Below are 22969 nucleotides of genomic sequence, written 5' to 3' on the forward strand. Positions count from 1 at the left end.
CCCGATGCCCAGTCTCCGGCAGCGAACCTAGTTTTGAAGCAGCCAGACACGTTCCGCCGGATGATCCGCAACTCGACGAAGATGTGAGGACCACTCATATGCCAACACTCGCAAACGACCTTGTTCAATTCCTGATGCACCTCTTTGGCAGCCGCAAGGCAATCCAGGCGTTCCTGGACAACCCGGAGAAGACGCTGGCCGAACACGGCCTGGGCAACGTGTGCTTGGCCGACGTTGACGCTGCAATGCCTGTTGTCCTCGACTACGCTCCCATCACCGTCAACGCCTCGTCGTTCGAACGCGAATACAACACAGGCGGCAGCAGCGCATGGGCGGGCGCAGGTGCGTCGGCTGGCTCTGTGTCAGCGGGTTCTGTGGGGGGCGCAACAGCCATCCACGCCGGAAGCCAAGGAATGGTACATGGCATCCCGAACTACGACCAGGACGACCACGCCCACGCAGTACAGCAACTGCACAACGTGATAAACCACTTCTCCTACACCACCAGCACCACCACGGTTGACGACCGGGACACCATGACCGACCAGTCCGTCAACCAGAACATCTGGGCGCACGGAGACGTGGAGCAGTGGTTCGACAACGACGCCGTGGTGGCCACCGGGGACCGGGCCGTCGCCGCCGGCGATGACGCCGATCTCAGGGACTCGAACAACATCAGGGATTCCTACAACACCGACCACTCCACCGATAACTCCACGGACAACTCCATCCACGCCGGCGGGGACGTCGGCATCGGCAATGAGGAGACTGACATCTCGGACTCCTTCAACACCGACGTCGGCCTGGATGTTGACGACTCCTTCAACGACAACTCGGACAACTCCGACTACTCGGACCATTCGGACCACTCCGTCAGCACCGATACTGACCTCGATGTCCGCGACTCGTTCAACGACAATTCCGACAACTCCACCCAGGCCTCGGTGGATGTGGAGGACTCCTTCAACCAGGACAGCTCCAGCACCACGACGCTGGAAGATTCGTTCAACCAGGACAACTCCACCGCCAGCACAGTGGATGTCAACGTGGAGGACTCCTTCCAGGACAATTCGGCCACGAGCATCGTGGAGGACAACGTGGTGGTGGCAGACAACCAGTTCGATTTCACCGAGGACAATTCCAGCCACACCGATATCGACCAGGACAACCACACCACCATCGACGATTCAGTGGTTGACGACTCCACCGTCCTGTAACACGCTGTTTTCGGGAGGCGAACCGCCCGGCAGGAGGCATCCCACCTTCTGTCGGGCTCTTCCCGTATTACCGAAGGCGCACTGGACACATTTTCCGCACTGGAACGAGGGGCACGCTGTGGCAGAAGCAGGACCGGCAAGGGCAGCGGGGCCCATGACGGCCGGCCAGCTGGTGAGGCTTGTTGACGAGGGCCTGCAGCTGGTGGGCGGCGGGGAGCGTGCGGACCTGCGCAGGAGGCTGGAGCAGGCCATGGCACGGCTGCAGGATCCCAGCATCCGGGTGATTGTGGTGGGGGAGTTCAAACAGGGGAAGAGCAAGCTCATCAATGCCCTGGTGAACGCGCCGGTGTGCCCGGTGGATGACGATATTGCCACCTCGGTTCCCACCATCGTCCGCTATGGTGAACCGGCCTCGGCCGCCGTGCTGGTCCCGGCAGCTGAAAAGGCGCCCGGGGAGGCTGCCGCCGACGGCCGGGAAGGAAACGTTGAGCGCCGGCCCGTCGACCTGGCAGAACTGCCGGCCCTCGTCTCGGAGCAGGGCAATCCGGGAAACAGCCTGAAGCTTGCGGCCGCGGAGGTCTGCCTGCCCCGACGGATCCTCACCGGTGGGCTAACCATCATCGATTCCCCTGGGGTGGGCGGCATGGGCTCCACCCACACCCTCACCACCCTTACCGCCCTTCCCACCGCGGATGCCATGCTGCTGGTCTCGGACGCCTCCCAGGAATACACGGAACCGGAACTGCGGTTTCTGCGCCAGGCCATGCGGATTACGCCCAGCGTTGCAGCCGTCCTTTCCAAGACGGACCTCTACCCGGACTGGCGCCGCGTAGGGGAACTGGACAGGACACACCTGGACCAGGTGGCACCGGACATTCCCCTGTTTCCCGTCTCCGCGGACCTCCGCCTTGAGGCCTCCCGGCTCCAGGACAGCGAGCTCAACGCGGAATCGGGCTTTCCCGGCCTGGTGGCCCATCTGCGCAACGATGTGGTGGGCAAGGCGCAGCGCATCCAGCGCCGCTCCGTCAGCCAGGACCTGCTGTCCGTGACGGACAACCTGCGGCTGTCCCTGCAGTCCGAGCTTGAGGCCCTGGAGAACCCTGCGGGTACGCCGCAGATGCTCGCGGACCTTGAGCAGGCGAAAACAGAGGCGGACGACATGCGGAAACGGTCTGCGCGCTGGCAGCTGACCCTCAGCGACGGCATCAACGACCTCATTGCCGACATGGAATACGACCTCCGGGACCGCCTGCGCCGGATCCAACGGGAAGCCGAGTCGGCCATCGACCAGGGCGATCCCGGGCCGGTCTGGACGGAATTTTCCCAGTGGCTCGAAGATTGCGCCGCCGCGGCGGTGTCGGACACCTTTGTCTGGACCAGCGAGCGGTCGCAGTGGCTGGCGGCGCAGGTGGCGGAACATTTCGCTGCCGACGAAGTATCGCTGCCCGTCCTGCACGTTGCCGATTCAGGGGACGCGCTGGATCCGGTCGACCAGATGGCGGAACTGGACCCGGGCCGGGTCAACCCAATCCAGAAAGTCCTGATCGGCATGCGCGGCTCCTATGGCGGCGTTCTGATGTTTGGCCTCCTCACAGGTATTTTCGGGATGGCCCTGATAAATCCCCTGTCGGTGGGCGCCGGACTGCTGCTGGGGCGCAAGGCCTACCGGGAGGACAAGGAAACGCGGCTCAAGCGGCGCCAGGGCGAGGCCAAGGCGCTGGTGAGGCGCCAGCTCGACGACGTGACGTTCCAGGTGGGAAAGCAGCTCAAGGACAGGCTGCGCCTGGTCCAGCGGACCATCCGGGACCACTTCACCGACATCGCGGACGAGTACCACAGGTCATTGTCGGATTCGGTGGCCGCGGCCCAGAAGGCCGCCAAATCGTATGCCGAGGAGAGGGAAGGGCGGATCCGGGAGATCAGGGCCGAACTCAAAAAAGTGGATGCGCTGCACCGGGCCGCGGAAGCCGTGGCCGCGGAGGTCATGGCTGCCGGGACCCGTGCCGGGGCGGGCGTTGGATGACGCCGTCCACCACGGCCGGGGCAGCCGGACTGATCCGGGAAGCGCTGGAGGTCTACGGCGACGACACCCAGGCTGCCGAAGCGCTGCGCGGCTACGCGCGGCGGCTTGCCGAGCCATTGCGGATTGCCATTGCCGGCATGGTGAAGGCAGGAAAATCCACGCTCCTCAACGCCATCATTGGTGAGGAGATCGCGCCGACGGACACCGGCGAATGCACGCGGATCGTCACCTGGTACCGGCACGGCCACACTCCCCGCATCACGCTCCACCCCGTCACTGGGGAGCCCCGGAACCTGCCGTTGAAACGCGTGGACGGGCGCCTGGTCTTCGCCCTCGACGGCGTCGAGGCGGAGGAAGTGGAACGGCTCGACGTCGAATGGCCTGCGCCGGCCCTGCAGGCCATGACGCTGATCGACACCCCCGGCATCGCTTCCGTGTCCCAGGACGTGTCCGCACGGTCCATACGTTTCCTGACTCCGGAGGATTCGGCGTCGGAAGCTGATGCCGTCATCTACCTGATGCGCCACATGCACGCGTCCGATCTGAGGTTCCTGGAATCCTTCCGCGACACCGCGGCGGGCCGCTCGGGTACGGTCAACGCCATCGCGGTGCTGTCCCGTGCCGACGAGGTGGGAGCCGGACGGATCGACTCCCTGTTGTCCGCCGGCAGCATCGCGGAAAGGTACAGCCGGGACCCCAACCTCCGGAAGCTGGCACTGGGCGTTGTCCCGGTGGCCGGACTCCTGGCCCAAAGTGCCCGCACCCTGCGCCAGCCGGACTTTGAAGCCCTCCAGTTGCTGGCCACCCTGGACCGGGCCGCGCGCGAACGGATGTTGCTGTCCGCCGACAGGTTCCGCCGGTCCGGGGAACCCGTGGCACTGACGGAAGAGGCACGGTCCTCACTGCTGGAGCGCTATGGCCTTTTCGGTATCCGGCTGGCCGTGGTCCTTATCCGCAATGGCTACCCCGAGCCAACGCCCCTGGCCCATGAGCTGGCCCGGCGCAGCGGCCTGGATCCGCTGTTGGAGGTGCTGGACCGGCAGTTCCAGGCGCGGGCGGAAGCGTTGAAGGCCAGGACCGTGCTGGTGGCGGTGGGGAACCTCCTGGACAGCCGCCCCCGCGAGGGAACGCAAGAGTTGGCGGCGTCCCTGGAGCGCGTCCAGGCCAACGCGCATGAGTTCCGCGAACTCCGGCTGCTGGCGGCCCTGCGCACTGCCGGAGTGGACCTGGCCCCCGAACTGGCGGCGGAAGCTGAACGGCTCATTGGCGGCCGCGGCGCGGCGGCATCCCTGCGGCTCGGCATGGCGCCTGACTCCGGTCCGGACGTGCTGGCCGCTGAGGCGCGGCGCTGCCTGGCGCGGTGGCGCAGGGTCGCTGAAAGCCCGTTGACGGCCAGGTCCGCTGTTGAAACGTGCCGGGTGGTGATCCGCAGTTGCGAGGGTGTCCTTGCGGATTTCGCAGCCAGGGACGCCCAGGCGCAGTCAGCGTAGGGCTCAGGCCTGCGTGGCCTCCCGCTTCAGCCAGGAGCCGGCGGACGGCAGGAACAGAAGCACCAGCCCGGCGAACGCCAGGAGCAGGCCGGCACCCCACAGCATCACCACGTAGCTGCCGTCGGCGCCGTTTGGGACCAGGAAGGCGGATGCCAGGAGCAGGACGGGAAGGTGGGCGGCCAGCAGCAGGACCAGGACCCAGCGGGCCCAGTTTTTGCGGCCCAGCGCCGCGGCCAGGACAGCAGCTTCAAGCACGGTCACCAGCAACAGGGCGCCGATGCTCCCCCAGAAGACGATCTCCGCCGCGGTCCCTACCGAGCCGGCGTCGCTGCCCGCAGCCATGTCCGCCACTACGCCACGGAGCCGCTGCAGGTTGGAATCCCGGGCCACGAAGGATCCCAGCAGGACGGCCAGGCCCGCCACGAAGCTCAAGATCCAGAGCGTGCGGGCCGTCCGGACAACCTGGGGTACCGGGGGAATGACAGGGATGGGCGGCGGCGCGGAGTAGGACAGGCCGGGCCTCGGTGGGGGAGCCGGCACGCGCCGCTCTTCTCCGCCGGGTTGGAACGCCATAAGCGTTATTTCAGTCCGTCGGTATCGTGTTCATCGGTGCCGCGCTGGCCTTTGCCGCCGTCCTCCTTGGCTTTTGCGTCCAGCTCGTCCCGGAGTTTCTTGAGGCGCTCCGTTTCGGCCTGCTTGCGGCGCCGTGCCTCAAGGTTGCGGAGGAAGTCCGGGTCATCGTCCGGAGCCACGGGATGCGGGTAGCTGGGCCGGGGCTGCTCAGTACCGCGCGGCCTGCCAATCAGCAGCCACAGGATGGCTCCCAGGACGGGCAGGACAATCTGGACGATGATCCAGGCCGGTTTGGAAATCCCGCGGGTCAGTCGGCCCTCAGTGCGAATCACGTCCACCAGGCCATACACGAAGATGACGAGGACTGCGACGGCCAAAGCCACACGGAAGAGCATGCCATTAAGTCTATCGTCAGGACGCGCAGGGGCCGCTGGCGGAGGCGGCTAAACTTGAATAGTGGCCTTTTTGAAATATTCCCTGATCCGGCTGGCAATCTTCGTGCCCCTGTTTGCCCTGTTCGCGCTTCTGCAGGTGGGGGTGCTGATGTCCGTGATCTGCGCCGCGCTCATTGCCTTTGCCATCAGCTACCTGTTCTTCCAGAAGCAGCGCGACGCTGCCGCCGCGGCCCTGCAGCACCGCTTCTCCGGGAAGGCCAAGCCGCTGCGCTCCGCCGGCGAAGTCCAGGACGCCAACGCCGAGGACGCCCTGCTGGACGCCAACCCGGACATCACCATCAACAACGCCAAGGGCAGCAACAACAACAAGCGCTAGAACCCGTGGCTGAGGATCAGCCCCAGTGAGAACAGCACGCTGTAGCCAAGGTTGATCAGGCCGGTCTGCTTCAGGACCGGGATCAGGCTTTTGCGCTTGCGCCCGTTGATCATCAGCCAGGCCGGCATCAGGCAGGCCGGAATGAGCAGCAGCACGATCAGGATCCACGGCCGGCCCGGTGCCAGGATCACCACCAGCAGGATGGCGACGGCGAGCATCAGCACGTAGCTTTCCCGCGCATGCTTGTCGCCCAGCCGCACCGCCAGGGTCTTCTTGCCGGCCTGCATGTCGGTGGGGATGTCCCGGACGTTGTTGGCCATGAGCAGCGCCGTGGCGATCAGGCCGGTGCCGATCGCTCCGATGACCGCGGACAGGCTGATGTGGCCCGCCTGCGTGTAGGTGGTGCCCAGGGTGGCCACCAGGCCGAAGAAGACGAAGACGAACAGGTCGCCCAGGCCCATGTAGCCGTAGGGGTTCTTGCCGCCGGTGTAGCCCCAGGCGGCCATCACACAGCCGAGCCCCACCAGGATCAGCCACCAGGCCTGGGTGAGGACCACCAGGACCAGGCCGAACACCATGGCCAGGGCGAACGTCCCCAGCGCCGCCCACTTGACGTGTTCAGGCTTGGCGGCGCCGGAGCCCACCAGCCGCAGCGGACCCACGCGGTCGTCGTCGGTCCCGCGGATGCCGTCCGAGTAGTCGTTGGCATAGTTCACGCCCACTTGGAGCAGGAGCGCCACCAGAGCCGCAAGGATGGCGTTGGGCAGGAGGAACGAGTCCATTTCGTAGGCGGCGGCGGTGCCGATCAGCACTGGCGCGATCGCTGCCGGCAGCGTCCGGAGTCGGGCGCCTTGGATCCATTGGGCGGCTGTTGCCACGGTTAGTACCTCGTGTTGTTTCGGTAAGACGGCAGGATGGAACGTGCGCACCCGCCGCGGTGGTGCAGGTCCAACTCTACTTTCCCCCGTGCAGGGCGCTGAGTTCGGCGGTCATGGCGAGCCGGTCCGGTTTGCCGTTGGGCAGCATCCGCAGGGCCGGTGCGGTGAGGACGGTCTTGGGCGCCAGGACGCCCAGTTGCTGCTGCCACAGTTGTTGGAGCACGACGGCGGCGTCCCCGGCTTCCTGCCCGGACGCGCCTTCGGGGGTGAGCGCCACGTAGGCGGCAACGGCCTGCCCCCACTCCGCGGACGGCACACCGGCCACGAAAGCCGCGGCGACGGCGTCGGATTGTTCCAGCTGCTGCTGGACGTGCCCGGCGGAGACCTTCACGCCGCCGGTGATGATGACGTCGTCGGCCCGGCCCAGCACGGTGAGCCGGCCGTCGTCGTCAATGGAGCCCAGGTCGCTGGTGCGGTACCAGCGCACGCCGTCCTCCTCGAAGAACGTCCCGGTTTCCTCGTCCGGCGCCTCGATGTAGCCGGCGGCCACCGTGTCCCCGCCCAGCAGGATCCGGCCGTCCTCTGCCACGCGGACCGAGACGCCTTCCAGGGGGTAGCCGTCGTAGACGCAGCCGCCGGAGGTCTCGGCGGAACCGTAGGTGGTGATGACCCTGGCCCCGGCGTCCCGGGCGGCTGCCAGCAGGGCCGGCGGGGCCGGGGCGCCGCCCAGCAGGATGGCATTGAAGCGGCGCAGCACGGCGAGCGTGTCCGGTGACGGGTGGTCCAGGAGCCGCTGCAGCTGGGTGGGAACAAGGGAGGTGAACCGGATTTTGTCCGTCAGTTCCAGCGCGGCGGCCGTGAACGCCTCCGGGGTGAAGCCGCCGGACATGTCCATGACCCAGGGCCGGGTGCCGGCGAACAGGGAGCGCACCAGCACCTGGATGCCGGCCACGAACTGGACGGGCAGCGCCAGCAGCCACTGGCCCTCGCCCTTGAGCCGGAGGGCGGTGGCCATGGAGGAGGCCGCCAGGGATTCCACGGTCAGCACTGTTGCCTTGGGTGTGCCGGTGGAACCTGACGTGCGGACCACGGCTACGGCGTCGTCGCAGCCCGGCGTCTCCACGTGGCCCACGACCAGGCTGCCGTCCGGGCCCAGGGACAGTTCGACGGCGGGGCCCTCACCATGGAGGGCGGCCGCGAGGGCTTTCAGGGCGGGTTCGATATTCAGCGGCCCGGTGGGGGCGGGCGCCGGTGTTGCTTCGCTGTTCATTGCCGTCCTGCCTTAGAAGTAGTGCGGGAAGCGTGACCAGTCGGGGTCGCGTTTTTGCAGGAAGGCCTCCTTGCCCTCCACGGCTTCATCCGTCATGTACGCCAGGCGGGTGGCTTCGCCGGCGAACACCTGCTGGCCGGCCAGGCCGTCGTCCGCGAGGTTGAAGGCGAACTTCAGCATGCGGATGGCCTGCGGGGACTGGCGGGCGATGTCCGCGGCGTACTCCAGCGCCACTTCCTCGAGCCGCGCGTGGTCCACGGCCTCATTCACTGCACCCATGCGAACCATGTCCTCTGCGGAATATTCGCGGGCCAGGAAGAAGATCTCCCGGGCTGTCTTTTGCCCCACCTGGCGGGCCAGCAGCGCGGAGCCGTAGCCGGCGTCGAAACTTCCCACGGTGGCGTCTGTCTGCTTGAACTTGCCGTGCTGCCGGGAGGCGATGGTGAGGTCGCTGACCACGTGCAGTGAATGTCCGCCGCCGGCGGCCCAGCCGTTGACCACCGCGATGACCACCTTGGGCATGGTGCGCATGAGCCGCTGGACTTCCAGGATGTGGAGCCGGCCGGCGCGGGCGGGGTCGATGGTTTCCTGCGTCTCGCCGTCGGCGTACCGGTAGCCGTCCCGGCCCCGGATCCGCTGGTCGCCGCCGGAGCAGAAGGAGTGGCCGCCGTCCTTGGGGGAGGGGCCGTTGCCGGTGAGGAGCACGGTGGCCACGTCGGGGGTCATCCGGGCGTGGTCCATGGCGCGGTAGAGCTCGTCCACGGTACCCGGCCGGAACGCGTTGCGGACCTCGGGCCGGTTGAATGCGATGCGGACCGTGGGCAGGTCACGCACCCAGCCGCCGTCGGAATCCCGCTCCACCTGCCGGTGGTAGGTCATGTCCTGGAAGTCCTCGAAGCCGGAGACCACCCGCCAGCGCGTGGGATCGAAGACGTCGGACACCGGGGCGGGGATCTGGTTGCTCACCGTCCAAGTCTAGTAATCGGCATCAGCTGATGCAGAACTCGTTGCCCTCGGGGTCCGCCATGGTGTGCCAGGAATGGGGCCCCTGCCGCGCCGACCACAGGAAGGAGGCGCCGCGGGCCTCAAGCTCGCGCCGCACTTCGTCCTTGTCCCGGCCGTCCAGCCTGACGTCCCAGTGCACCCGGTTCTTCACCGTCTTTCCCTCCGGGACCGACTGGAACAGCATGCGCCGCGCAGGCGCCTTGGCCTCGATCTCCTCCGGCGGCCGGATGGCAGCGCCGTCCTTCCACACCAGGTTCCCGCGGTGCGTCATGGTCTGGTCCTCCGTGGCGAAGCCCTGGTCGATCATGGAGCGGATGAACCCGGCGTCCTGCGGTTCCACGGCCCACTGCAGGGTTTCCGCCCACCAGTCGGCGAGCTCGTGCGGCCTGGCGGAATCAATGACTATCTGGATATTCAGTCCCATCCGTCCACCGTACGGCCGCATGCAGCGGTGCGGAAGATGTTGTGGAGCGGGCCTATGCCTGGATGTTCTGCATCTGCTCGAAGAGTTCCGGCGGGATGGCGTAGACCAGGATTACCGCCAGCAGGTTCTTGGCGGCGTGCACGAAGTAGGAGAACATCACGTTCTTCCCCGTCCACACGTAAACGAACACCAGCGTGGCGCCCATGGCCAGGTAGGGGAGCAATGCGGTGAGGGTGATCGCTTCCTGCCCCACGATGTGGAGCGCTGCGAACAGCAGGACGGACAGGGCACAGCAGATCCAGATGTTGAGGCGCCTGCTGAGCTTGCCGATCAGCAGGTGGCGGAAGATGTATTCCTCCACGAACGGGCCCACCACCACCAGCAGCGGAACCATGAGCCACGCGGGAACCTGCTGCATGAGCGCCTGCAGGCCCGCCTGGTTCGCGGAGGTCTCCACCTGCCCGTTGGCGGCCACCACAATTGCGGTGAGGATCATCATGGCGATTACGGCCGCCGGCACCATCAGCAGCGTGAACCAGGGCCGGGTTGCCAGGACCTTGAGGTCCCGGACCACCACTTTGCGGGCGGCCAGCAGCGCCAGTATTCCCACCGAGGCATAGAACAGCAGGTTCACGGCGTAGGTGGCGGCGGCGGGGGACGGTGCGATCTGCCGGACGAAGGGAACCACCAGATCGCCGGCAACCGCGAAGAACCCTGCGATGGCAACGTAGAGGCACAGCGTGGCCAGGTCCATGGGGGAGAAGCGGTACAGCTGGGGCTGTGGCGCGGGCGGTACGCGGTGGACTGTTGCCATGCTTTCAGCCTATCCCCCAACCAGGCAGCAGCAGGTGCCGGTATCCGGGCTGACGGAACGGTGAGAATCGCGTAAAGCAGTCTTTACCGGGGGACCGGCGGCCGGAAACATCGGCGGCGGAAGATGGGCCCATGCCCGTCTTTCCGCCGGCCGAAAGGATCTGTCCGTGATCACCAAGAACCTTTTCCTGCAAGGCATTTACCACTTCCAGGGCGTGGGAATGGAGAAGCCCGTCCCCCTGCACAGCGAACTCTCGCACTACGTCCCGGACGGGGTGATCAACCAGGCGCTGTACTTCCGCGGCGGCAACTCAAGCAGCGAACTGATCGCCGTGGTGCTCATGCGCAACGGCGTTCCGATGCGGTACTTCCCCATCGGAGCCAGGAACGAGGTCCATGTTCCGCTGCGCGTGGTGGAGGACATCGACGGCGGCTCGGTGATTGAGCTGTACCTGGCGGCGCCCGAGGGAGTCCACGGATCCGTGGTGATCGACCTGGGGATGGTGGAGCACTGATGGGCAGCATGGCGGAGCAGACGCAAACCGGGGCGCAAGCCGCAGCCCGACCCAGGCCCCGGTCCCGCGCAGGGGACAGTCGCCGGCGCCTCGTGGTCATCGGCAACGGCATGGCCGGCGCCCGGGCGGTCGAGGAGATCCTGGCCCGGGGCGGTGCGGAGCAGTTCAGCATCACCATGTTCGGGGACGAGCCGTACGGAAACTACAACCGGATCATGCTCAGCCACGTCCTTTCGGGCGAGGAGAGCGACGCGGACATCTTCCTCAACCCCCTGTCCTGGTACCAGGACAACGGGATCACGCTGCACGCGGGCGTCCGGGCGGACAGGATCGACCGGTTCGCCAAGCACGTGTTTTCCAGCGACGGCCGGGTGACGCCCTACGACACGCTGATCATCGCCACGGGAAGCCGCTCCCACCTTCCTCCCCTGGACGGCCTTTACACCCCCGGCGGGTCGGTGAAGCAGGGCGTCTTCGGCTTCCGCACCATCGATGACACCCGCAAAATGGCGGCGCACGCGCAGCAGGAACATCACCGGCATGCCGTGGTGATCGGCGGGGGCCTGCTGGGGCTGGAGGCCGCTGCCGGGCTGCGCAGCTTCGGGCTGGGCGTGGACGTGGTCCACTCCGGCGGCCACCTGATGAGCGCGCAGATGGGGCCCGACGGCGGTGCGGTGCTCCGCCGGAGCGTTGAGGCCCTGGGCATCGGGGTGCTGACCGGCTGCCGGACCACGGCCGTCCTTGGCAGGGAGAGGGTGACCGGCGTCAGCCTCCGCGGCCGGCCGGACATTGCGTGCGACATGGTGGTGGTGGCGGCCGGGATCCGTCCCAACGTGGACCTGGCTGTCCTCAGCGGGCTCCCGGTGGAGCGGGCCATTGTGGTGGATGACAGCCTGCGGGTCCAGGACGAGGACGACATCTACGCGGTGGGGGAGTGCGTCCAGCACCGCGGTGAGGTGTACGGGCTGGTGGCCCCGCTGTGGGAGCAGGCGGTGGTGCTGGCCAACCATGTGACGGGGACGGACACGGGCGCCGCGTACCTGGGCTCGCGCACCGCCACCAAACTGAAGGTGGCCGGCGTCGAGGTGGCTTCCATGGGCCTGCACGGGCCGGAACTTGAGACGGACGACCACATCGTCTTTTCCGAGCCCAGCCGCGGGGTCTTCAAGTCCATCGTGGTGCGGGACAACAAGATGGTGGGCGCCACGCTGCTGGGGGACAGCCGCAAGGTGGCCTACCTGACCCAGGCGTTCGACCGCGGGCTTCCGTTGCCCGAGGAACGGCTCGGGCTGATGTTCGATCTTGGCGCGCCCGGGGAGGAGACCGGAGTCGCGGAGCTCGACGGCGAAGCACAGGTCTGCAACTGCAACGGCGTCAGCAAGAAGGACCTGGTGGGCGCGGTGAAGGGCGGCTGCACCTCGGTGTCCGGGGCCATGGAGGCCACCCGTGCCGGCAAAGGGTGCGGCTCCTGCAAGCTCCTGGTGCGGCAGGTGGTGGAGTGGGCGGCCGACGGAGCGGTGGAAGAGGATCCCGCTGCCGGCTACTACGTTCCCGGCATCCCCCTGGACAAGCAGGCCCTGATGGCAGAAGTCCGGGCACGCGGCCTGCGGTCGGTTTCGGCCGTGTTCCAGGCGCTGGCGCCGGGCGGCGCCGAGGATGCAAAGTCGAAGATGGGCCTGGCTTCGCTGCTCAAGATGATGCTGGGGGACCGGTACATCGACGAACGCGACGCCCGCTTCATCAACGACAGGGTCCACGCCAACATCCAGCGGGACGGCACCTTTTCCGTGGTGCCCCAGATGAAGGGCGGCGTGACGTCGGTCCAGCAGCTGCGCCGGATCGCAGATGTTGCGGAGAAGCACAACGTCCCACTGATCAAGCTCACCGGGGGGCAGCGCATCGACCTGCTGGGGATCCGCAAGGAGGACCTGCCGCAGGTGTGGGCGGACCTGGACATGCCCTCCGGCTATGCCTACGGCAAGAGCTTCCGCACCGTGAAAACCTGCGTGGGAAAGGACTTTTGCCGCTACGGCACCGGCGACTCCACCAAATTGGGTATCGAGATCGAATCCCGCTTCCAGGGCCTCGAGGCGCCCGCCAAACTCAAGCTCGCAGTCTCTGGGTGTCCCCGGAACTGCGCCGAATCGCTGGTGAAGGATGTGGGCGTGGTGGCAGTGGAGGGCGGCCGCTGGGAGATCTATGTAGGGGGAGCCGCCGGTGCCCACATCCGCAAGGGAGACCTGCTGGCCACCGTGGACGATCCGGAAGAGGTGAAGGTCCTCACCGGCCGTTTCATGCAGTACTACCGCGAACAGGCCAACTGGCTGGAACGGACCTATGCCTTTGTCCCGCGCGTGGGCATCGAGCACCTGCGGGCCGTGATTGTGCAGGACGCAGAGGGGATCGCCGGACGGCTTGACGAGGCGGTGCAGGCCTCCGTGGACAGCTACGTTGATCCGTGGCAGGAACGCGATGACCCGCGAACGCCCGGCCAGTTCAGGACTTCGCTGCCCCTGACCGTCCTCCCTCAGGTGCCGGTCCGATGAGCGGCGCCGGAACAGGTGCCGGCGCCCATGTCCTGGGACCGGTGGACCAGATTCCGCTGGGCGAGGGAAGGGCCTTCGGAGTCGGGAGCGAACAGGTGGCCGTCTTCCGGCTGCGGGACGGTTCGTTGCGGGCGGTCTCCGGGGTCTGCCCCCACCGCGGCGGCCCTGTTGCGGACGGCACCGTGGACCGGCAGGTGGTGATTTGTCCGCTGCACCAGCACGCGTTCGACCTCACGTCGGGATGCTCCACCACCGGAGCGGAACCCCTGCGGACCTACCGGATTTCCCTGGATCCGGAGCAGAATCTGGTGCTGGAGACGGCTGAGATGTAGTGCGCGTCACGTACCACTCCGGACTGTCTTGTAGGATGGTCAGGTCGCGTGAAGCTTCGGCAGTTCGACGATCCGCCCACACATCTGCAGGTTCAACGGCCCAGAGGCCGAATTTTGTGAGCTTGATCATACGAAGTCCGGATGCGGCCAACCCCCAACCCACAAGGAATCGTTGTGCCTCAAAGTACCCCCACAGATCTCGAGAACCGCACGGCCCCACCCGTCGCCGTCGACTCATCCCTCAGCGCCGAGGGCTACAGCAAGACGCTGGGCCGGCGCCACGTCACCATGATCGCCATGGGCGGCGCCATCGGCGTCGGCCTCTTCATGGGAGCCGGCGGCCGCCTCGCCTCCACCGGCCCGGCCCTGATCTTCTCCTACGCCATCGCCGGCGTCATCGCCTACCTGCTCATGCGGGCCCTGGGCGAACTCATCATGTACCGCCAGACCTCCGGCTCCCTGGTGAGCTACTCCGGTGAGATGTTCGGCCAAAAGGGCGCCTACCTGTCCGGCTGGATGTACTTCATCAACTGGGGCATGACCGGCATCGCCGAGCTCATCGCCATCGGCCTGTACTTCCAGTTCTTCTTCCCCAATGTCCCCGTGGAAGCCTCGGCCATCGCCGCCCTGGCGCTCCTGGTGGCCGTCAACCTGCTGAGCGTCAAAGCGTTCGGCGAGTTCGAATTCTGGGCCTCCTGCCTCAAGGTCGGCGCAATCGTCATCTTCCTGGCCGTGGGCACCTTCATGGTGGTCACCAACGCCAAGGTGGGCGACGGCCACGCGTCCGTGTCGAACCTCTTCGCGGCCGAGGGCGGCATGTTCCCCAAGGGCGCGCTGGTGATGGTCCTGGTCCTCAATGCCGTCATCTTCGCCTACAACGGCATCGAACTGGTGGGCGTCACCGCCGGCGAGATGGAAAAGCCGGAACGCGAAGTGCCCAAGGCGATCCGCGCCGTCGTGCTGCGCATTGTGGTGTTCTACGTAGGGTCCGTCCTGCTTCTGGCCATGCTGCTGCCGTCCGACCAGTACAAGGCCGGCACGTCCCCGTTCGTGACCGTCTTCGGCCAGATGGGCCTGGGCTGGGTGGGCGACGTCATGAACATGATCGTCATCACCGCCGCCCTCTCCTCCTGCAACTCCGGGCTGTACTCCATCGGCCGGGTCTTCCGCACCATGGCCAACAACGGCCACGCCCCGCAGTGGCTCACCAAAATGTCCAAGCGGCACGTCCCGTATGCAGCCATCCTGGCCATCGCCGCGTTCTACCTCGTGGGCATCATGCTGAACATCTGGCTGGGCGGCTCGCACGCGTTCGACCTGGCGCTCAACAGTGCCTCCATCGGCGTGATCTTCTGCTGGGGCTCCATCTTCGCCAGCCAGATCGTGCTGCGGCGCCGCAAGGGCGTCACTTCCACCCTGCCCATGCCCGGCTCGCCGTGGACCAGCTGGGCGGGCATGCTGGGCCTGCTCGCCATCACCGTGCTGATCGGGTTCGACACCATGACCAGCAAGGACGGCGAGGTGTTCTACCTGGGCCTGTGGACCCTGGCCACCATTCCGTTCTTCGCGCTGGTCCTGTGGCTGGGCTGGCAGAAGGTCAAGAACAACCAGCCCAAGAGCCAGCTCTTCAGCTAGCCCTTCCGGCCCCAGCAGCACGGACGACGGTGGGACTCCCCTTGGCGGGAGACCGCCGTCGTCCGCGTTTGGGCCACTTGGCCTTGCTCCGTCCAGCCAGGCGGCCCGTCAGCCGCGAAGGTACCTGGCGAAGTGATCCTCAATGCGCTGCCAGGCTTCGGGCGAGGACTCCGGGTCCGGTCCCACGCCCATGACGCGCATCAAGGGCCGGAGGAGGACCGGACCCAGCTCTTCATCATTGAGGAAGGCGTGTCCGGCGGTAGGGAATTCCTTGACGCTGCCAGCCTGTCCGCGTGCCGGCGGGTCTGGTCATCCAGGCCGAACACCTCGTGGATCATGACGACGGCGGGAAAAGGGCCTTGGCCTTCAGGTACCGCCAGATAGCCGCGCAGGCCGGGGGAACCGCCCGCGGCGGCGCTCCCTGGGCCCAGGTCAACGATGGTCATCGGCCAAGGCTAACCGGCCGCCCCGGGGAAATCCCGCCTTTTGCGTTCCAGCCCTGAAGGGATGCGGGAAAGATGGCCTGCGGCGCCCGGCCGGGGCAGACTGGGCATGTGAGCGAACCATGGGTGCTGCATGTGGACCTGGACCAGTTCATCGCTGCCGTCGAGGTGCTCCGCCGGCCGGAGCTTGCGGGCAAGCCGGTGATCGTGGGCGGCCGCGGTGATCCCACCGAGCGGGCGGTGGTGTCCACGGCGTCCTACGAGGCCAGGGCCTACGGCGTGGGCTCCGGCATGCCGCTGCGCATCGCCGCGCGGAAAGTGCCGGACGCGGTCATCCTTCCCGTGGACCACGAGGCGTACCTGGAGGCGTCGGAGAAGGTCATGGCAGTGCTGCGCTCGCAGCCCGGGGCAACGGTGCAGGTGCTCGGCTGGGATGAGGCGTTCGTTGGCGTCGAGACGACGGATCCGGAGGCCTGCGCCCGGCAAATCCAGCAGGCCGTCCTGGCGGAAACGCGCCTCCACTGCAGCATCGGGATTGGCGACACCCTGGTCCGTGCCAAGGTTGCCACCGGATTTGGCAAGCCCGCCGGCATCTTCCGGCTGACGGAAGGCAACTGGCTTGACGTCATGGGGGGCCGTCCCACGATTGAGCTGTGGGGCATTGGTGCAAAGGTCTCCCAGCGCCTGGCCAAGCTGGGCATCAAGACTGTCGAGGCGCTCGCAGCCGCGGACCCCGGTGACCTGGTCCCCGAGTTCGGTCCCAAGATGGGTCCCTGGTACGCCCAGCTTGGGCGGGGCGACGGCGCGCGGGTGGTCGACGATACTCCCTGGGTGGCCCGGGGGCACAGCAGGGAGACCACCTTCCAGCGCGACCTGACGGATGCGGCGGAAATTGACGACGCCGTTAGGGAGTTGGCCGCGCGGGTGCTGGAGGATGTTGCTGCCGAGGGGCGGCCGGTGATTGGCCTGACGTTGAAGGTGCGGTACGCCCCGTTCAGCACCACGACCTACGGACGGAAGATCCCCGCGACGTCCGATCCGGGCGAAGTACTGGCCCGGACCTTCGACCTCCTGGCGAAGATCGAGCCGGGCCGGCCCATCCGGTTGCTCGGCCTCCGGGCCGAGATGACCATGCCCGAGGATTCGCGAAAGGGGCACACGCCCACCCGCAGTGGATGGTGAGGGCTGGTGCAGCACGCCGTTCGCTGCGGCCGCACCAGCAAGGAACTAGTCCCGCTTGAACTCGTCCTTCACACTCTCGCCGACCTTCTTGGCATCGGCTTTGACCTGGTCGGCCTGGCCCTCTGCCTTCAGCCGGTCATTGTCGGTCGCGGTTCCTGCAGCTTCCTTGGCCTTGCCGCCAAGGTCCTCTGCCGCGTTACTGATCTTGTCTCCGAGGCCCATGGTTCCGGCCTCCTTTCGTTTCCGTCGATCAACCGTGCTCTCTCACAATATGCAAAGCTTGCTTACTATTTCAAGCCCCTGGCCCTGGGCGTGCTGTTCCTTGTCGGTGCCGGCCGTTAGGCTCGGGCCATGGATAAAGTGCGAGGCAAGGGGGTGGCCAAAGTGGCGCCGCCCCGGCTCTCCCCGGTGGAACTGCAGGGTCTTGAGGACCGCCCGGACCTCGAGTTCCGGCGTGGCGGGAGGCATGAGAACGTCCGGTTCAGCCGTCCCGCCGCCGACGGCCTGGACCTGGGCGGTGCCGTCTTTTCCGAGTGCGTCTTCGAGGCCGCGTCCTTCAACGAGACCCAGCTGCGCGGTGCCTCGTTCCGCGACTGCATCCTGGCCGAACTGTATGCGCCCGTCTTCCGGGGCGCACGGAGCACCTGGCAGGAGGTGGAGTTCCGCAATCCGCGCCTGGGCTCTGCCGAGCTCTATGAAAGCGGCTGGCGGTCCGTCCGGATCGACGGCGGCAAGCTGGACTTCCTCAACCTCCGCGGCGCCAAGCTCACGGATGTGCTGATCACCGGCTGCATCATCAATGAACTTGACCTTGGTGCCGCCGTGGCAACCCGCGTGAAGCTTGTGGACTGCACGGTGGGATCGCTGGACCTGGCTGGAGCCAAGCTGAAGGACTTTGACCTCAGGGGCACGGAATTCCGCAAAATCAGTGGACTCGGCAGCCTGGCCGGCATGGTGATTGAGGATTACCAGCTGGGACTCCTCGCGCCACTCCTTGCCGCCCACCTGGGGGTGACAGTCCTGTAACTGGATGCGCATGCACAGCATCGCCGTGTACCATTTACAGAACGAACGGTCGGTAAGTGGAGGATTCCGCTGTGCCGGCCGCCGATGACAGTGCTGTTTATCGCGTGAAGGGTGTTTCCATGGCTGCAACCGCAGGTCCGCAGGCTTTCCTTGTTGGCGGGGTCCGAACGCCCGTGGGCAGGTACGGAGGCGCGCTGTCCGCCGTGCGCCCGGACGACCTCGCCGCCCTGGTGCTCCGCGAGGCCGTGGAACGCGCCGGCCTGGATCCCGAGAGCATTGACGAAGTAATTCTCGGCAACGCGAACGGCGCGGGGGAGGAGAACCGGAACGTGGCCCGGATGGCCACCCTGCTTGCCGGGCTGCCGCTGCACATCCCGGGCATAACGGTCAACCGGCTCTGTGCCTCCGGCCTGAGCGCCATCATCCAGGCCAGCCATATGATCAAGGCCGGCGCCGCGGACATCGTGATTGCCGGCGGGGTTGAGTCCATGAGCCGGGCACCCTGGGTGCAGGAGAAGCCCACCGCCGCCTTCGCCAAGCCGGGCCAGATCTTTGACACCTCCATCGGCTGGCGGTTCACCAACCCCCACTTCCAGCACGGCGGGCTGTCCCGCGACGGCAAGATGACCTACTCCATGCCTGAAACGGCAGAGGAAGTGGCCAGGGTGGATGGCATCTCCCGCGAGGACGCCGATGCATTCGCCGTCCGCTCGCACCAGCTTGCCCTGGACGCCATCGAAGCCGGCCGCTTCAAGGACGAGATCGTTCCCGTGACCGTCAAGACACGCAAATCCGAAACGGTGGTGGATACGGACGAAGGCCCGCGCCCCGGCACCAGCATGGACGTTCTTGCAGCGCTGAAGCCGGTGGCGCACGGCGGATCCGTGGTGACGGCCGGGAACTCCTCGTCCCTCAACGACGGCGCCTCGGCGATCATTGTGGCGTCGGAGGCAGCTATCGAGCGGTTGGGCCTGACATCCCGGGCGCGCATCATCGACGGCGCGTCTGCCGGCTGTGAACCCGAGATCATGGGCATTGGTCCTGTCCCCGCAACCCAGAAAGTACTCAAGCGCAGCGGCCTGGGCGTCGGTGACCTGTCCGCCGTCGAACTTAATGAAGCCTTTGCCACGCAGTCCCTGGCCTGCATCCGGCGCCTGGGGCTGGAGCCGGAAATCGTGAACCGCGACGGCGGAGCCATCGCCCTGGGGCACCCGCTTGGTTCCAGCGGCTCACGGATTGCCATCACCCTGCTGGGACGGATGGAGCGTGAGGACGCCCGAATCGGCCTTGCCACCATGTGCGTGGGCGTCGGCCAGGGCACCGCCCTGCTGCTGGAGAAAATCTGATGGCGGCCTGGGTGGACTTGGCGGCGGAAGAGTTCACCGCCCTTTTGGTGGAGGAGCGGGACGACCGCGTGGTGGTGCTGCTCAACCGGCCCGAGGTGAAGAACGCAATTGACCAGCAGATGGTGGATGAGCTCCATGTTGTCTGCACAGCGCTGGAACAGAACCCCAAGGTGCTGATCATTGCCGGCGTGGAGGGTGTCTTCGCCTCCGGCGCGGACATCGCGCAGCTTCGCGAAAGGCGTCGGGACGATGCCCTGCAGGGGATCAACTCCACCATCTTCGTCCGGATCGCCAAGCTGCCCATGCCGGTCATTGCCGCACTGGACGGTTACTGCCTGGGCGGCGGGGCGGAGCTTGCCTACGCTGCGGACTTCCGGATCGGCACCCCCAACGTGCGGATCGGCAACCCGGAAACCGGGCTGGGAATCCTCGCCGCGGCCGGTGCCAGCTGGCGGTTGAAGGAGCTGGTGGGCGAACCGATGGCCAAGCAGATCCTGCTGGCCGGCCTTATCCTCGGCGCCGATGAGGCCAAAGCGGCCAACCTCATCACCGAAATCCACGATCCCGCGGAGCTTTTGGATGCAGCCCACGGCCTGGCCAACAGGATCGGGCGGCAGGACCCGCTGGCCGTCCGCATTACCAAATCCGTGTTCCACGCCCCTGCCGAGGCGCATCCGCTGATCGACCAGCTGGCCCAGGGCATCCTGTTCGAATCCCAGGCCAAATTCGACCGGATGCAGGCGTTCCTGGACCGGAACGCAGCCAAGAAGGCCAACGCCGCCTCCGCCAATCCAGCCGACGGAAAGTAGACCATGAGCAACATTGAAGTCCCCGCCAACCTTCCCACTTACGTGGGAGTGCTGGGCGGCGGCCGCATGGGCGCCGGTATTGCCCACGCTTTCCTGATTAAGGGCGCCGACGTGCTGGTGGTGGAGCGCGACGACGTCTCCGCCCAGGCCGCCCGGGAAAGGGTGGAGTCTGCGGCCGCGAAGAGCATTGAGCGCGGCGGTGTGGACGCCAACTTCGAAGAGCTGGTGTCGCGGCTCACCGTCAGCACCGACTACGACTCCTTTGCCGGCCGTCAGCTGGTGGTGGAAGCCGTCCCCGAAGACTGGGACCTCAAGGTGACGGCGCTGCGCGGGATCGAGGAACGGCTGACGGAGGATGCCTGCATCGCGTCCAACACCTCGTCGCTGTCCGTCAACGGCCTGGCCCGTGAACTGAAGCGGCCGGAGAACTTCCTGGGCCTGCACTTCTTCAACCCCGTGCCGGCCTCCACCCTCATTGAGGTGGTGCTGGGTGAGCGCACGTCTCCCGAACTTGCCGCCGCGGCGAAAACGTGGGTGGAGGCACTCGGCAAGACCGCCGTCGTCGTCAATGATGCCCCGGGGTTCGCGTCATCCCGGCTTGGCGTGGCCATCGCCCTCGAAGCCATGCGGATGGTGGAGGAAGGCGTGGCGTCCGCTGAGGACATCGACGCCGCGATGGTGCTCGGCTACAAACATCCCACCGGACCGCTCAGGACCACGGACATCGTGGGCCTGGATGTGCGGCTGGGCATCGCCGAATACCTGCACTCCACCCTGGGCGAGCGGTTCGCGCCGCCGCAGATCCTCAAGGACAAGGTGGCCCGCGGTGAACTGGGTCGCAAGACGGGCAAGGGCTTTTTCGACTGGCCCAGCTAGAGACGCTGCCTAGTCGAAGAAGCCCACAATGTAGCCGATGAAGTACAGGAGGCACAGCAGGACCACGACGCCGATAACGGCGATCCACAGGAACTGCGTGCCCTTCCCGGGCCCGCGCTCCTCATGGCCCTGCGGGCCGACGGTGGATGCTTCCCCCGGCGGAGTTTCGCCCGGCGGAACCCCGCCGCCCGGCTCGAGGCCGGTGATCTTGTCGTCCTCGGGATCCGGGTTGGTTCCTGACACAGTAACTCCCTCGCTCGACGCCGTGGTGCTGCCCCCAAGCGTAACCCGCCTACCGGCGGCCCTAGGCTGGTGCAGTGACTTTCCTTGAACCCCTTACCCTGACCGGCCGCTACGTAATCCTGGAGCCGCTCGCGGAGGAGCACCACGACGGCCTGGTGGATGCGGCCAGTGACGGCGAGCTGTGGAAGCTTTGGTACACGTCGGTCCCGGCTCCGGACGCCATGGCGGCAGAGATCCGGCGCCGCCTGTCCCTGCAGGAGCAGGGATCAATGCTCCCCTTCACCACCCGTATGATCGACGCCGCCAGCGGCGGGCCGGGCCGCATCATCGGCATGACCACCTACATGAACATCGACCCCGCCACGCCGCGCGTGGAGATCGGCTCCACCTGGAACGCCGCCTCCGCGCAGGGCACCGGCACCAACCCGGACTCCAAGCTCCTGCTGCTTCGGCACGCCTTCGAGGTGGTCGGTTGCCCGGCCGTGGAGTTCCGCACCCACTGGCTGAACCACCAGTCGCGGGAGGCCATCGCCCGGTTGGGCGCAAAGCAGGACGGCGTGCTGCGCAGCCACTCACGGACCAGCGACGGGAACCTGCGGGACACCGTGGTGTTCTCCATCCTGGACCATGAATGGCCTGCCGTCCGTGCCGGGCTTGAGTACCGGCTGGCCCGGCGGACGTAGTGGTTTGGCCTGATTACTGCACGGCCAACGGCGCCGAACTAATGGCGCTCCTCACCGCTGACGCATAAGCCCGGTGTCCGGCGGCGTTTGGGTGAAAGTTGTAGTCGGCAGCGAAGTTGTTTGGGTCCAGTCGAAGCCACGGATCCAGGGAGTTGGCGGCATGCCCTGCGAACCGTGCCGTGACGTCGACGTAGCGGGCGTTGGTGCCGTAAAGGCCATTAGCGGTGTCCACGGCACCGGAAATGGTGCCGTTGACCGTCAGCGTGGCCTGGTTGATCAGCATTTGGTTGGTAACGGGAATGGGAGCGAAAGCGCTCGACGGCTCGAAGAGCAGCGGATAACCCAGCACTACGATCCTGGCGTTTGGGGCTGCTTGATGAATAGCGGAGTATGCCTGCACCAGGCCTGTCGTCAGGAAGGCGAGTGCTGCCGGCGATGTGGCCTGCGCAATTGCGGCCTGGCACGCCGTATCCCCATAGAAGGCGCACACACCCAAAACCCGGGAGAAGCCCAAATCGTTGGCTCCGGCCGTGATGGAAACGAGTTCGGTATCAGGGCTGAGCTTGCCGGAGCTTACAAGGCCCTGGAGCTGCTCCTGGACGGTGGGCGTGTAGACAACAGGATCGTAGGTGGGGCTGGCCGTCGACAGGACGGCTCCATGGCAGGCGGCATTCTCCACAAGGTCAACACGGCCGATCTTCGCCACGATGTCCACGTAGCCCGGATGGCTCTGCCAACAGGACACGCCGGCAGGGCGGAGGGCTGCGCCCGCCCCTGTTCCAGCGGTATAGGAATCTCCCAACGCGACATAGTCGATTGGGGGAGGCGCTGCCTGCGCCGGAATGGCCGCAAGGCCCAACGCCATGGCC

Annotated in this window: 24 protein-coding genes and 1 pseudogene; 14 read left to right on the plus strand and 11 right to left on the minus strand. The window is 66.6% G+C overall.

Features of this window, described 5'->3' with window-relative positions:
• Positions 1-98: 98 nt before the first annotated feature.
• The 3 genes from AC3ANU_RS06160 (at position 99) to AC3ANU_RS06170 (ending at position 4730) form a co-directional block, all read left to right on the plus strand.
• Positions 99-1217, plus strand: a complete 1119-nt coding sequence (locus AC3ANU_RS06160; RefSeq protein ID WP_488315647.1) for an IniB N-terminal domain-containing protein — start codon at positions 99-101, stop codon at positions 1215-1217.
• 154 nt (positions 1218-1371) lie between these two features.
• Entirely contained in the window at positions 1372-3240 is a 1869-nt protein-coding gene (locus AC3ANU_RS06165; protein ID WP_018768887.1) for a dynamin family protein, read from the plus strand.
• The gene (locus AC3ANU_RS06170) at positions 3237-4730 is read left to right on the plus strand and encodes a dynamin family protein (RefSeq protein WP_056392677.1); all 1494 of its coding nucleotides are present in this window, start codon (positions 3237-3239) and stop codon (positions 4728-4730) included. Before AC3ANU_RS06165 ends, AC3ANU_RS06170 begins: the two co-directional genes overlap by 4 nt.
• Positions 4731-4733: 3 nt before the next feature.
• Here AC3ANU_RS06170 and AC3ANU_RS06175 read toward each other — a convergent pair whose 3' ends face one another.
• Together AC3ANU_RS06175 and AC3ANU_RS06180 are read right to left on the minus strand one after the other, a co-directional pair.
• Complete coding sequence (locus tag AC3ANU_RS06175; protein WP_488315648.1) at positions 4734-5270, minus strand: hypothetical protein; 537 nt, start codon at positions 5268-5270, stop codon at positions 4734-4736.
• A 38-nt stretch (positions 5271-5308) separates the two neighbouring features.
• Entirely contained in the window at positions 5309-5698 is a 390-nt protein-coding gene (locus AC3ANU_RS06180) for a PLD nuclease N-terminal domain-containing protein (protein WP_018768884.1), read from the minus strand.
• 61 nt (positions 5699-5759) lie between these two features.
• On the opposite strand from AC3ANU_RS06180, the gene AC3ANU_RS06185 reads away from it, so the two are divergent.
• Positions 5760-6074 carry a DUF4229 domain-containing protein gene (locus AC3ANU_RS06185; RefSeq protein WP_018768883.1) on the plus strand — a complete coding sequence of 105 codons (315 nt, stop codon included), beginning with the start codon at positions 5760-5762 and terminating at the stop codon, positions 6072-6074.
• Here AC3ANU_RS06185 and AC3ANU_RS06190 read toward each other — a convergent pair.
• The 5 genes from AC3ANU_RS06190 to AC3ANU_RS06210 all read right to left on the minus strand — a co-directional run bounded on the left by AC3ANU_RS06190 (position 6071) and on the right by AC3ANU_RS06210 (position 10465).
• Entirely contained in the window at positions 6071-6952 is an 882-nt protein-coding gene (locus AC3ANU_RS06190; protein ID WP_026265707.1) for a 1,4-dihydroxy-2-naphthoate polyprenyltransferase, read from the minus strand. The two genes, AC3ANU_RS06185 and AC3ANU_RS06190, sit on opposite strands and share 4 nt — an antisense overlap.
• A 76-nt stretch (positions 6953-7028) precedes the next feature.
• Positions 7029-8222 carry an AMP-binding protein gene (locus AC3ANU_RS06195; RefSeq protein ID WP_488315649.1) on the minus strand — a complete coding sequence of 398 codons (1194 nt, stop codon included), beginning with the start codon at positions 8220-8222 and terminating at the stop codon, positions 7029-7031.
• A 12-nt stretch (positions 8223-8234) separates the two neighbouring features.
• Positions 8235-9188 (minus strand): 1,4-dihydroxy-2-naphthoyl-CoA synthase, encoded by a 954-nt coding sequence (locus tag AC3ANU_RS06200; protein ID WP_018768880.1) that lies wholly within the window; start codon positions 9186-9188, stop codon positions 8235-8237.
• Between the two features lie 22 nt (positions 9189-9210).
• A complete protein-coding gene (locus AC3ANU_RS06205) occupies positions 9211-9651 on the minus strand; it encodes a VOC family protein (protein ID WP_142071216.1) in 441 nt (146 codons plus the stop codon).
• A gap of 52 nt (positions 9652-9703) precedes the next feature.
• The gene (locus tag AC3ANU_RS06210) at positions 9704-10465 is read right to left on the minus strand and encodes a CPBP family intramembrane glutamic endopeptidase (RefSeq protein ID WP_018768878.1); all 762 of its coding nucleotides are present in this window, start codon (positions 10463-10465) and stop codon (positions 9704-9706) included.
• Between the two features lie 166 nt (positions 10466-10631).
• On the opposite strand from AC3ANU_RS06210, the gene AC3ANU_RS06215 reads away from it, so the two are divergent.
• The 4 genes from AC3ANU_RS06215 to AC3ANU_RS06230 all read left to right on the plus strand — a co-directional run bounded on the left by AC3ANU_RS06215 (position 10632) and on the right by AC3ANU_RS06230 (position 15492).
• Entirely contained in the window at positions 10632-10979 is a 348-nt protein-coding gene (locus tag AC3ANU_RS06215) for a hypothetical protein (RefSeq protein ID WP_018768877.1), read from the plus strand.
• A gap of 110 nt (positions 10980-11089) precedes the next feature.
• A complete protein-coding gene (gene nirB / locus AC3ANU_RS06220) occupies positions 11090-13525 on the plus strand; it encodes a nitrite reductase large subunit NirB (RefSeq protein WP_488315948.1) in 2436 nt (811 codons plus the stop codon).
• Entirely contained in the window at positions 13522-13857 is a 336-nt protein-coding gene (locus AC3ANU_RS06225; protein ID WP_018768875.1) for a Rieske (2Fe-2S) protein, read from the plus strand. The genes nirB and AC3ANU_RS06225 overlap by 4 nt, the downstream gene beginning before the upstream one ends.
• Before the next feature lie 174 nt (positions 13858-14031).
• Complete coding sequence (locus AC3ANU_RS06230) at positions 14032-15492, plus strand: amino acid permease (RefSeq protein ID WP_488315650.1); 1461 nt, start codon at positions 14032-14034, stop codon at positions 15490-15492.
• 108 nt (positions 15493-15600) lie between these two features.
• Here AC3ANU_RS06230 and AC3ANU_RS06235 read toward each other — a convergent pair.
• Positions 15601-15938, minus strand: a pseudogene (locus AC3ANU_RS06235) (dienelactone hydrolase family protein).
• Between the two features lie 72 nt (positions 15939-16010).
• Here AC3ANU_RS06235 and AC3ANU_RS06240 point away from each other — a divergent pair.
• Positions 16011-17117: a DNA polymerase IV gene (locus AC3ANU_RS06240; protein ID WP_442852633.1), complete on the plus strand. Its 1107-nt coding sequence runs from the start codon at positions 16011-16013 to the stop codon at positions 17115-17117.
• Between the two features lie 45 nt (positions 17118-17162).
• On the opposite strand, the gene AC3ANU_RS06245 is transcribed toward AC3ANU_RS06240, so the two are convergent.
• Positions 17163-17339: a CsbD family protein gene (locus AC3ANU_RS06245; RefSeq protein ID WP_018768872.1), complete on the minus strand. Its 177-nt coding sequence runs from the start codon at positions 17337-17339 to the stop codon at positions 17163-17165.
• Between the two features lie 129 nt (positions 17340-17468).
• On the opposite strand from AC3ANU_RS06245, the gene AC3ANU_RS06250 reads away from it, so the two are divergent.
• The 4 genes from AC3ANU_RS06250 (at position 17469) to AC3ANU_RS06265 (ending at position 21174) form a co-directional block, all read left to right on the plus strand.
• Positions 17469-18143, plus strand: a complete 675-nt coding sequence (locus AC3ANU_RS06250; protein ID WP_488315651.1) for a pentapeptide repeat-containing protein — start codon at positions 17469-17471, stop codon at positions 18141-18143.
• A 119-nt stretch (positions 18144-18262) separates the two neighbouring features.
• Positions 18263-19489: a thiolase family protein gene (locus AC3ANU_RS06255; protein WP_488315652.1), complete on the plus strand. Its 1227-nt coding sequence runs from the start codon at positions 18263-18265 to the stop codon at positions 19487-19489.
• Positions 19489-20298, plus strand: coding sequence for an enoyl-CoA hydratase/isomerase family protein (locus tag AC3ANU_RS06260; RefSeq protein ID WP_018768869.1), 810 nt, complete (start codon positions 19489-19491; stop codon positions 20296-20298). Before AC3ANU_RS06255 ends, AC3ANU_RS06260 begins: the two co-directional genes overlap by 1 nt.
• A 3-nt stretch (positions 20299-20301) precedes the next feature.
• Positions 20302-21174 carry a 3-hydroxyacyl-CoA dehydrogenase family protein gene (locus AC3ANU_RS06265; protein ID WP_018768868.1) on the plus strand — a complete coding sequence of 291 codons (873 nt, stop codon included), beginning with the start codon at positions 20302-20304 and terminating at the stop codon, positions 21172-21174.
• Positions 21175-21183: 9 nt separating this feature from the next.
• Here the strand turns inward: AC3ANU_RS06265 and AC3ANU_RS06270 are convergent, their stop codons facing one another.
• Positions 21184-21417, minus strand: a complete 234-nt coding sequence (locus AC3ANU_RS06270) for a DUF6480 family protein (protein ID WP_018768867.1) — start codon at positions 21415-21417, stop codon at positions 21184-21186.
• Between the two features lie 74 nt (positions 21418-21491).
• On the opposite strand from AC3ANU_RS06270, the gene AC3ANU_RS06275 reads away from it, so the two are divergent.
• A complete protein-coding gene (locus AC3ANU_RS06275) occupies positions 21492-22100 on the plus strand; it encodes a GNAT family N-acetyltransferase (RefSeq protein ID WP_056392686.1) in 609 nt (202 codons plus the stop codon).
• A 13-nt stretch (positions 22101-22113) separates the two neighbouring features.
• Here AC3ANU_RS06275 and AC3ANU_RS06280 read toward each other — a convergent pair whose 3' ends face one another.
• Positions 22114-22965: an SGNH/GDSL hydrolase family protein gene (locus tag AC3ANU_RS06280; RefSeq protein WP_488315653.1), complete on the minus strand. Its 852-nt coding sequence runs from the start codon at positions 22963-22965 to the stop codon at positions 22114-22116.
• Between the last annotated feature and the right edge of the window lie 4 nt (positions 22966-22969).

Source organism: Arthrobacter sp. SDR-2R (genome assembly GCF_057747955.1).

What these genes read in the sequence shown, in the direction of transcription:
- AC3ANU_RS06165 (WP_018768887.1), top strand. Translation starts at nt 1,372, where the DNA reads ATGACGGCCGGCCAGCTGGTGAGGCTTGTTGACGAGGGCCTGCAGCTG.
- AC3ANU_RS06240 (WP_442852633.1), top strand. Translation starts at nt 16,011, where the DNA reads ATGGCCTGCGGCGCCCGGCCGGGGCAGACTGGGCATGTGAGCGAACCA.
- AC3ANU_RS06245 (WP_018768872.1), bottom strand. Translation starts at nt 17,339, where the DNA reads ATGGGCCTCGGAGACAAGATCAGTAACGCGGCAGAGGACCTTGGCGGC.
- AC3ANU_RS06265 (WP_018768868.1), top strand. Translation starts at nt 20,302, where the DNA reads ATGAGCAACATTGAAGTCCCCGCCAACCTTCCCACTTACGTGGGAGTG.
- AC3ANU_RS06160 (WP_488315647.1), top strand. Translation starts at nt 99, where the DNA reads ATGCCAACACTCGCAAACGACCTTGTTCAATTCCTGATGCACCTCTTT.
- nirB (WP_488315948.1), top strand. Translation starts at nt 11,090, where the DNA reads ATGGCCGGCGCCCGGGCGGTCGAGGAGATCCTGGCCCGGGGCGGTGCG.
- AC3ANU_RS06210 (WP_018768878.1), bottom strand. Translation starts at nt 10,465, where the DNA reads ATGGCAACAGTCCACCGCGTACCGCCCGCGCCACAGCCCCAGCTGTAC.
- AC3ANU_RS06170 (WP_056392677.1), top strand. Translation starts at nt 3,237, where the DNA reads ATGACGCCGTCCACCACGGCCGGGGCAGCCGGACTGATCCGGGAAGCG.
- AC3ANU_RS06195 (WP_488315649.1), bottom strand. Translation starts at nt 8,222, where the DNA reads ATGAACAGCGAAGCAACACCGGCGCCCGCCCCCACCGGGCCGCTGAAT.
- AC3ANU_RS06180 (WP_018768884.1), bottom strand. Translation starts at nt 5,698, where the DNA reads ATGCTCTTCCGTGTGGCTTTGGCCGTCGCAGTCCTCGTCATCTTCGTG.
- AC3ANU_RS06225 (WP_018768875.1), top strand. Translation starts at nt 13,522, where the DNA reads ATGAGCGGCGCCGGAACAGGTGCCGGCGCCCATGTCCTGGGACCGGTG.
- AC3ANU_RS06250 (WP_488315651.1), top strand. Translation starts at nt 17,469, where the DNA reads ATGGATAAAGTGCGAGGCAAGGGGGTGGCCAAAGTGGCGCCGCCCCGG.
- AC3ANU_RS06280 (WP_488315653.1), bottom strand. Translation starts at nt 22,965, where the DNA reads ATGGCGTTGGGCCTTGCGGCCATTCCGGCGCAGGCAGCGCCTCCCCCA.
- AC3ANU_RS06260 (WP_018768869.1), top strand. Translation starts at nt 19,489, where the DNA reads ATGGCGGCCTGGGTGGACTTGGCGGCGGAAGAGTTCACCGCCCTTTTG.
- AC3ANU_RS06255 (WP_488315652.1), top strand. Translation starts at nt 18,263, where the DNA reads ATGGCTGCAACCGCAGGTCCGCAGGCTTTCCTTGTTGGCGGGGTCCGA.
- AC3ANU_RS06205 (WP_142071216.1), bottom strand. Translation starts at nt 9,651, where the DNA reads ATGGGACTGAATATCCAGATAGTCATTGATTCCGCCAGGCCGCACGAG.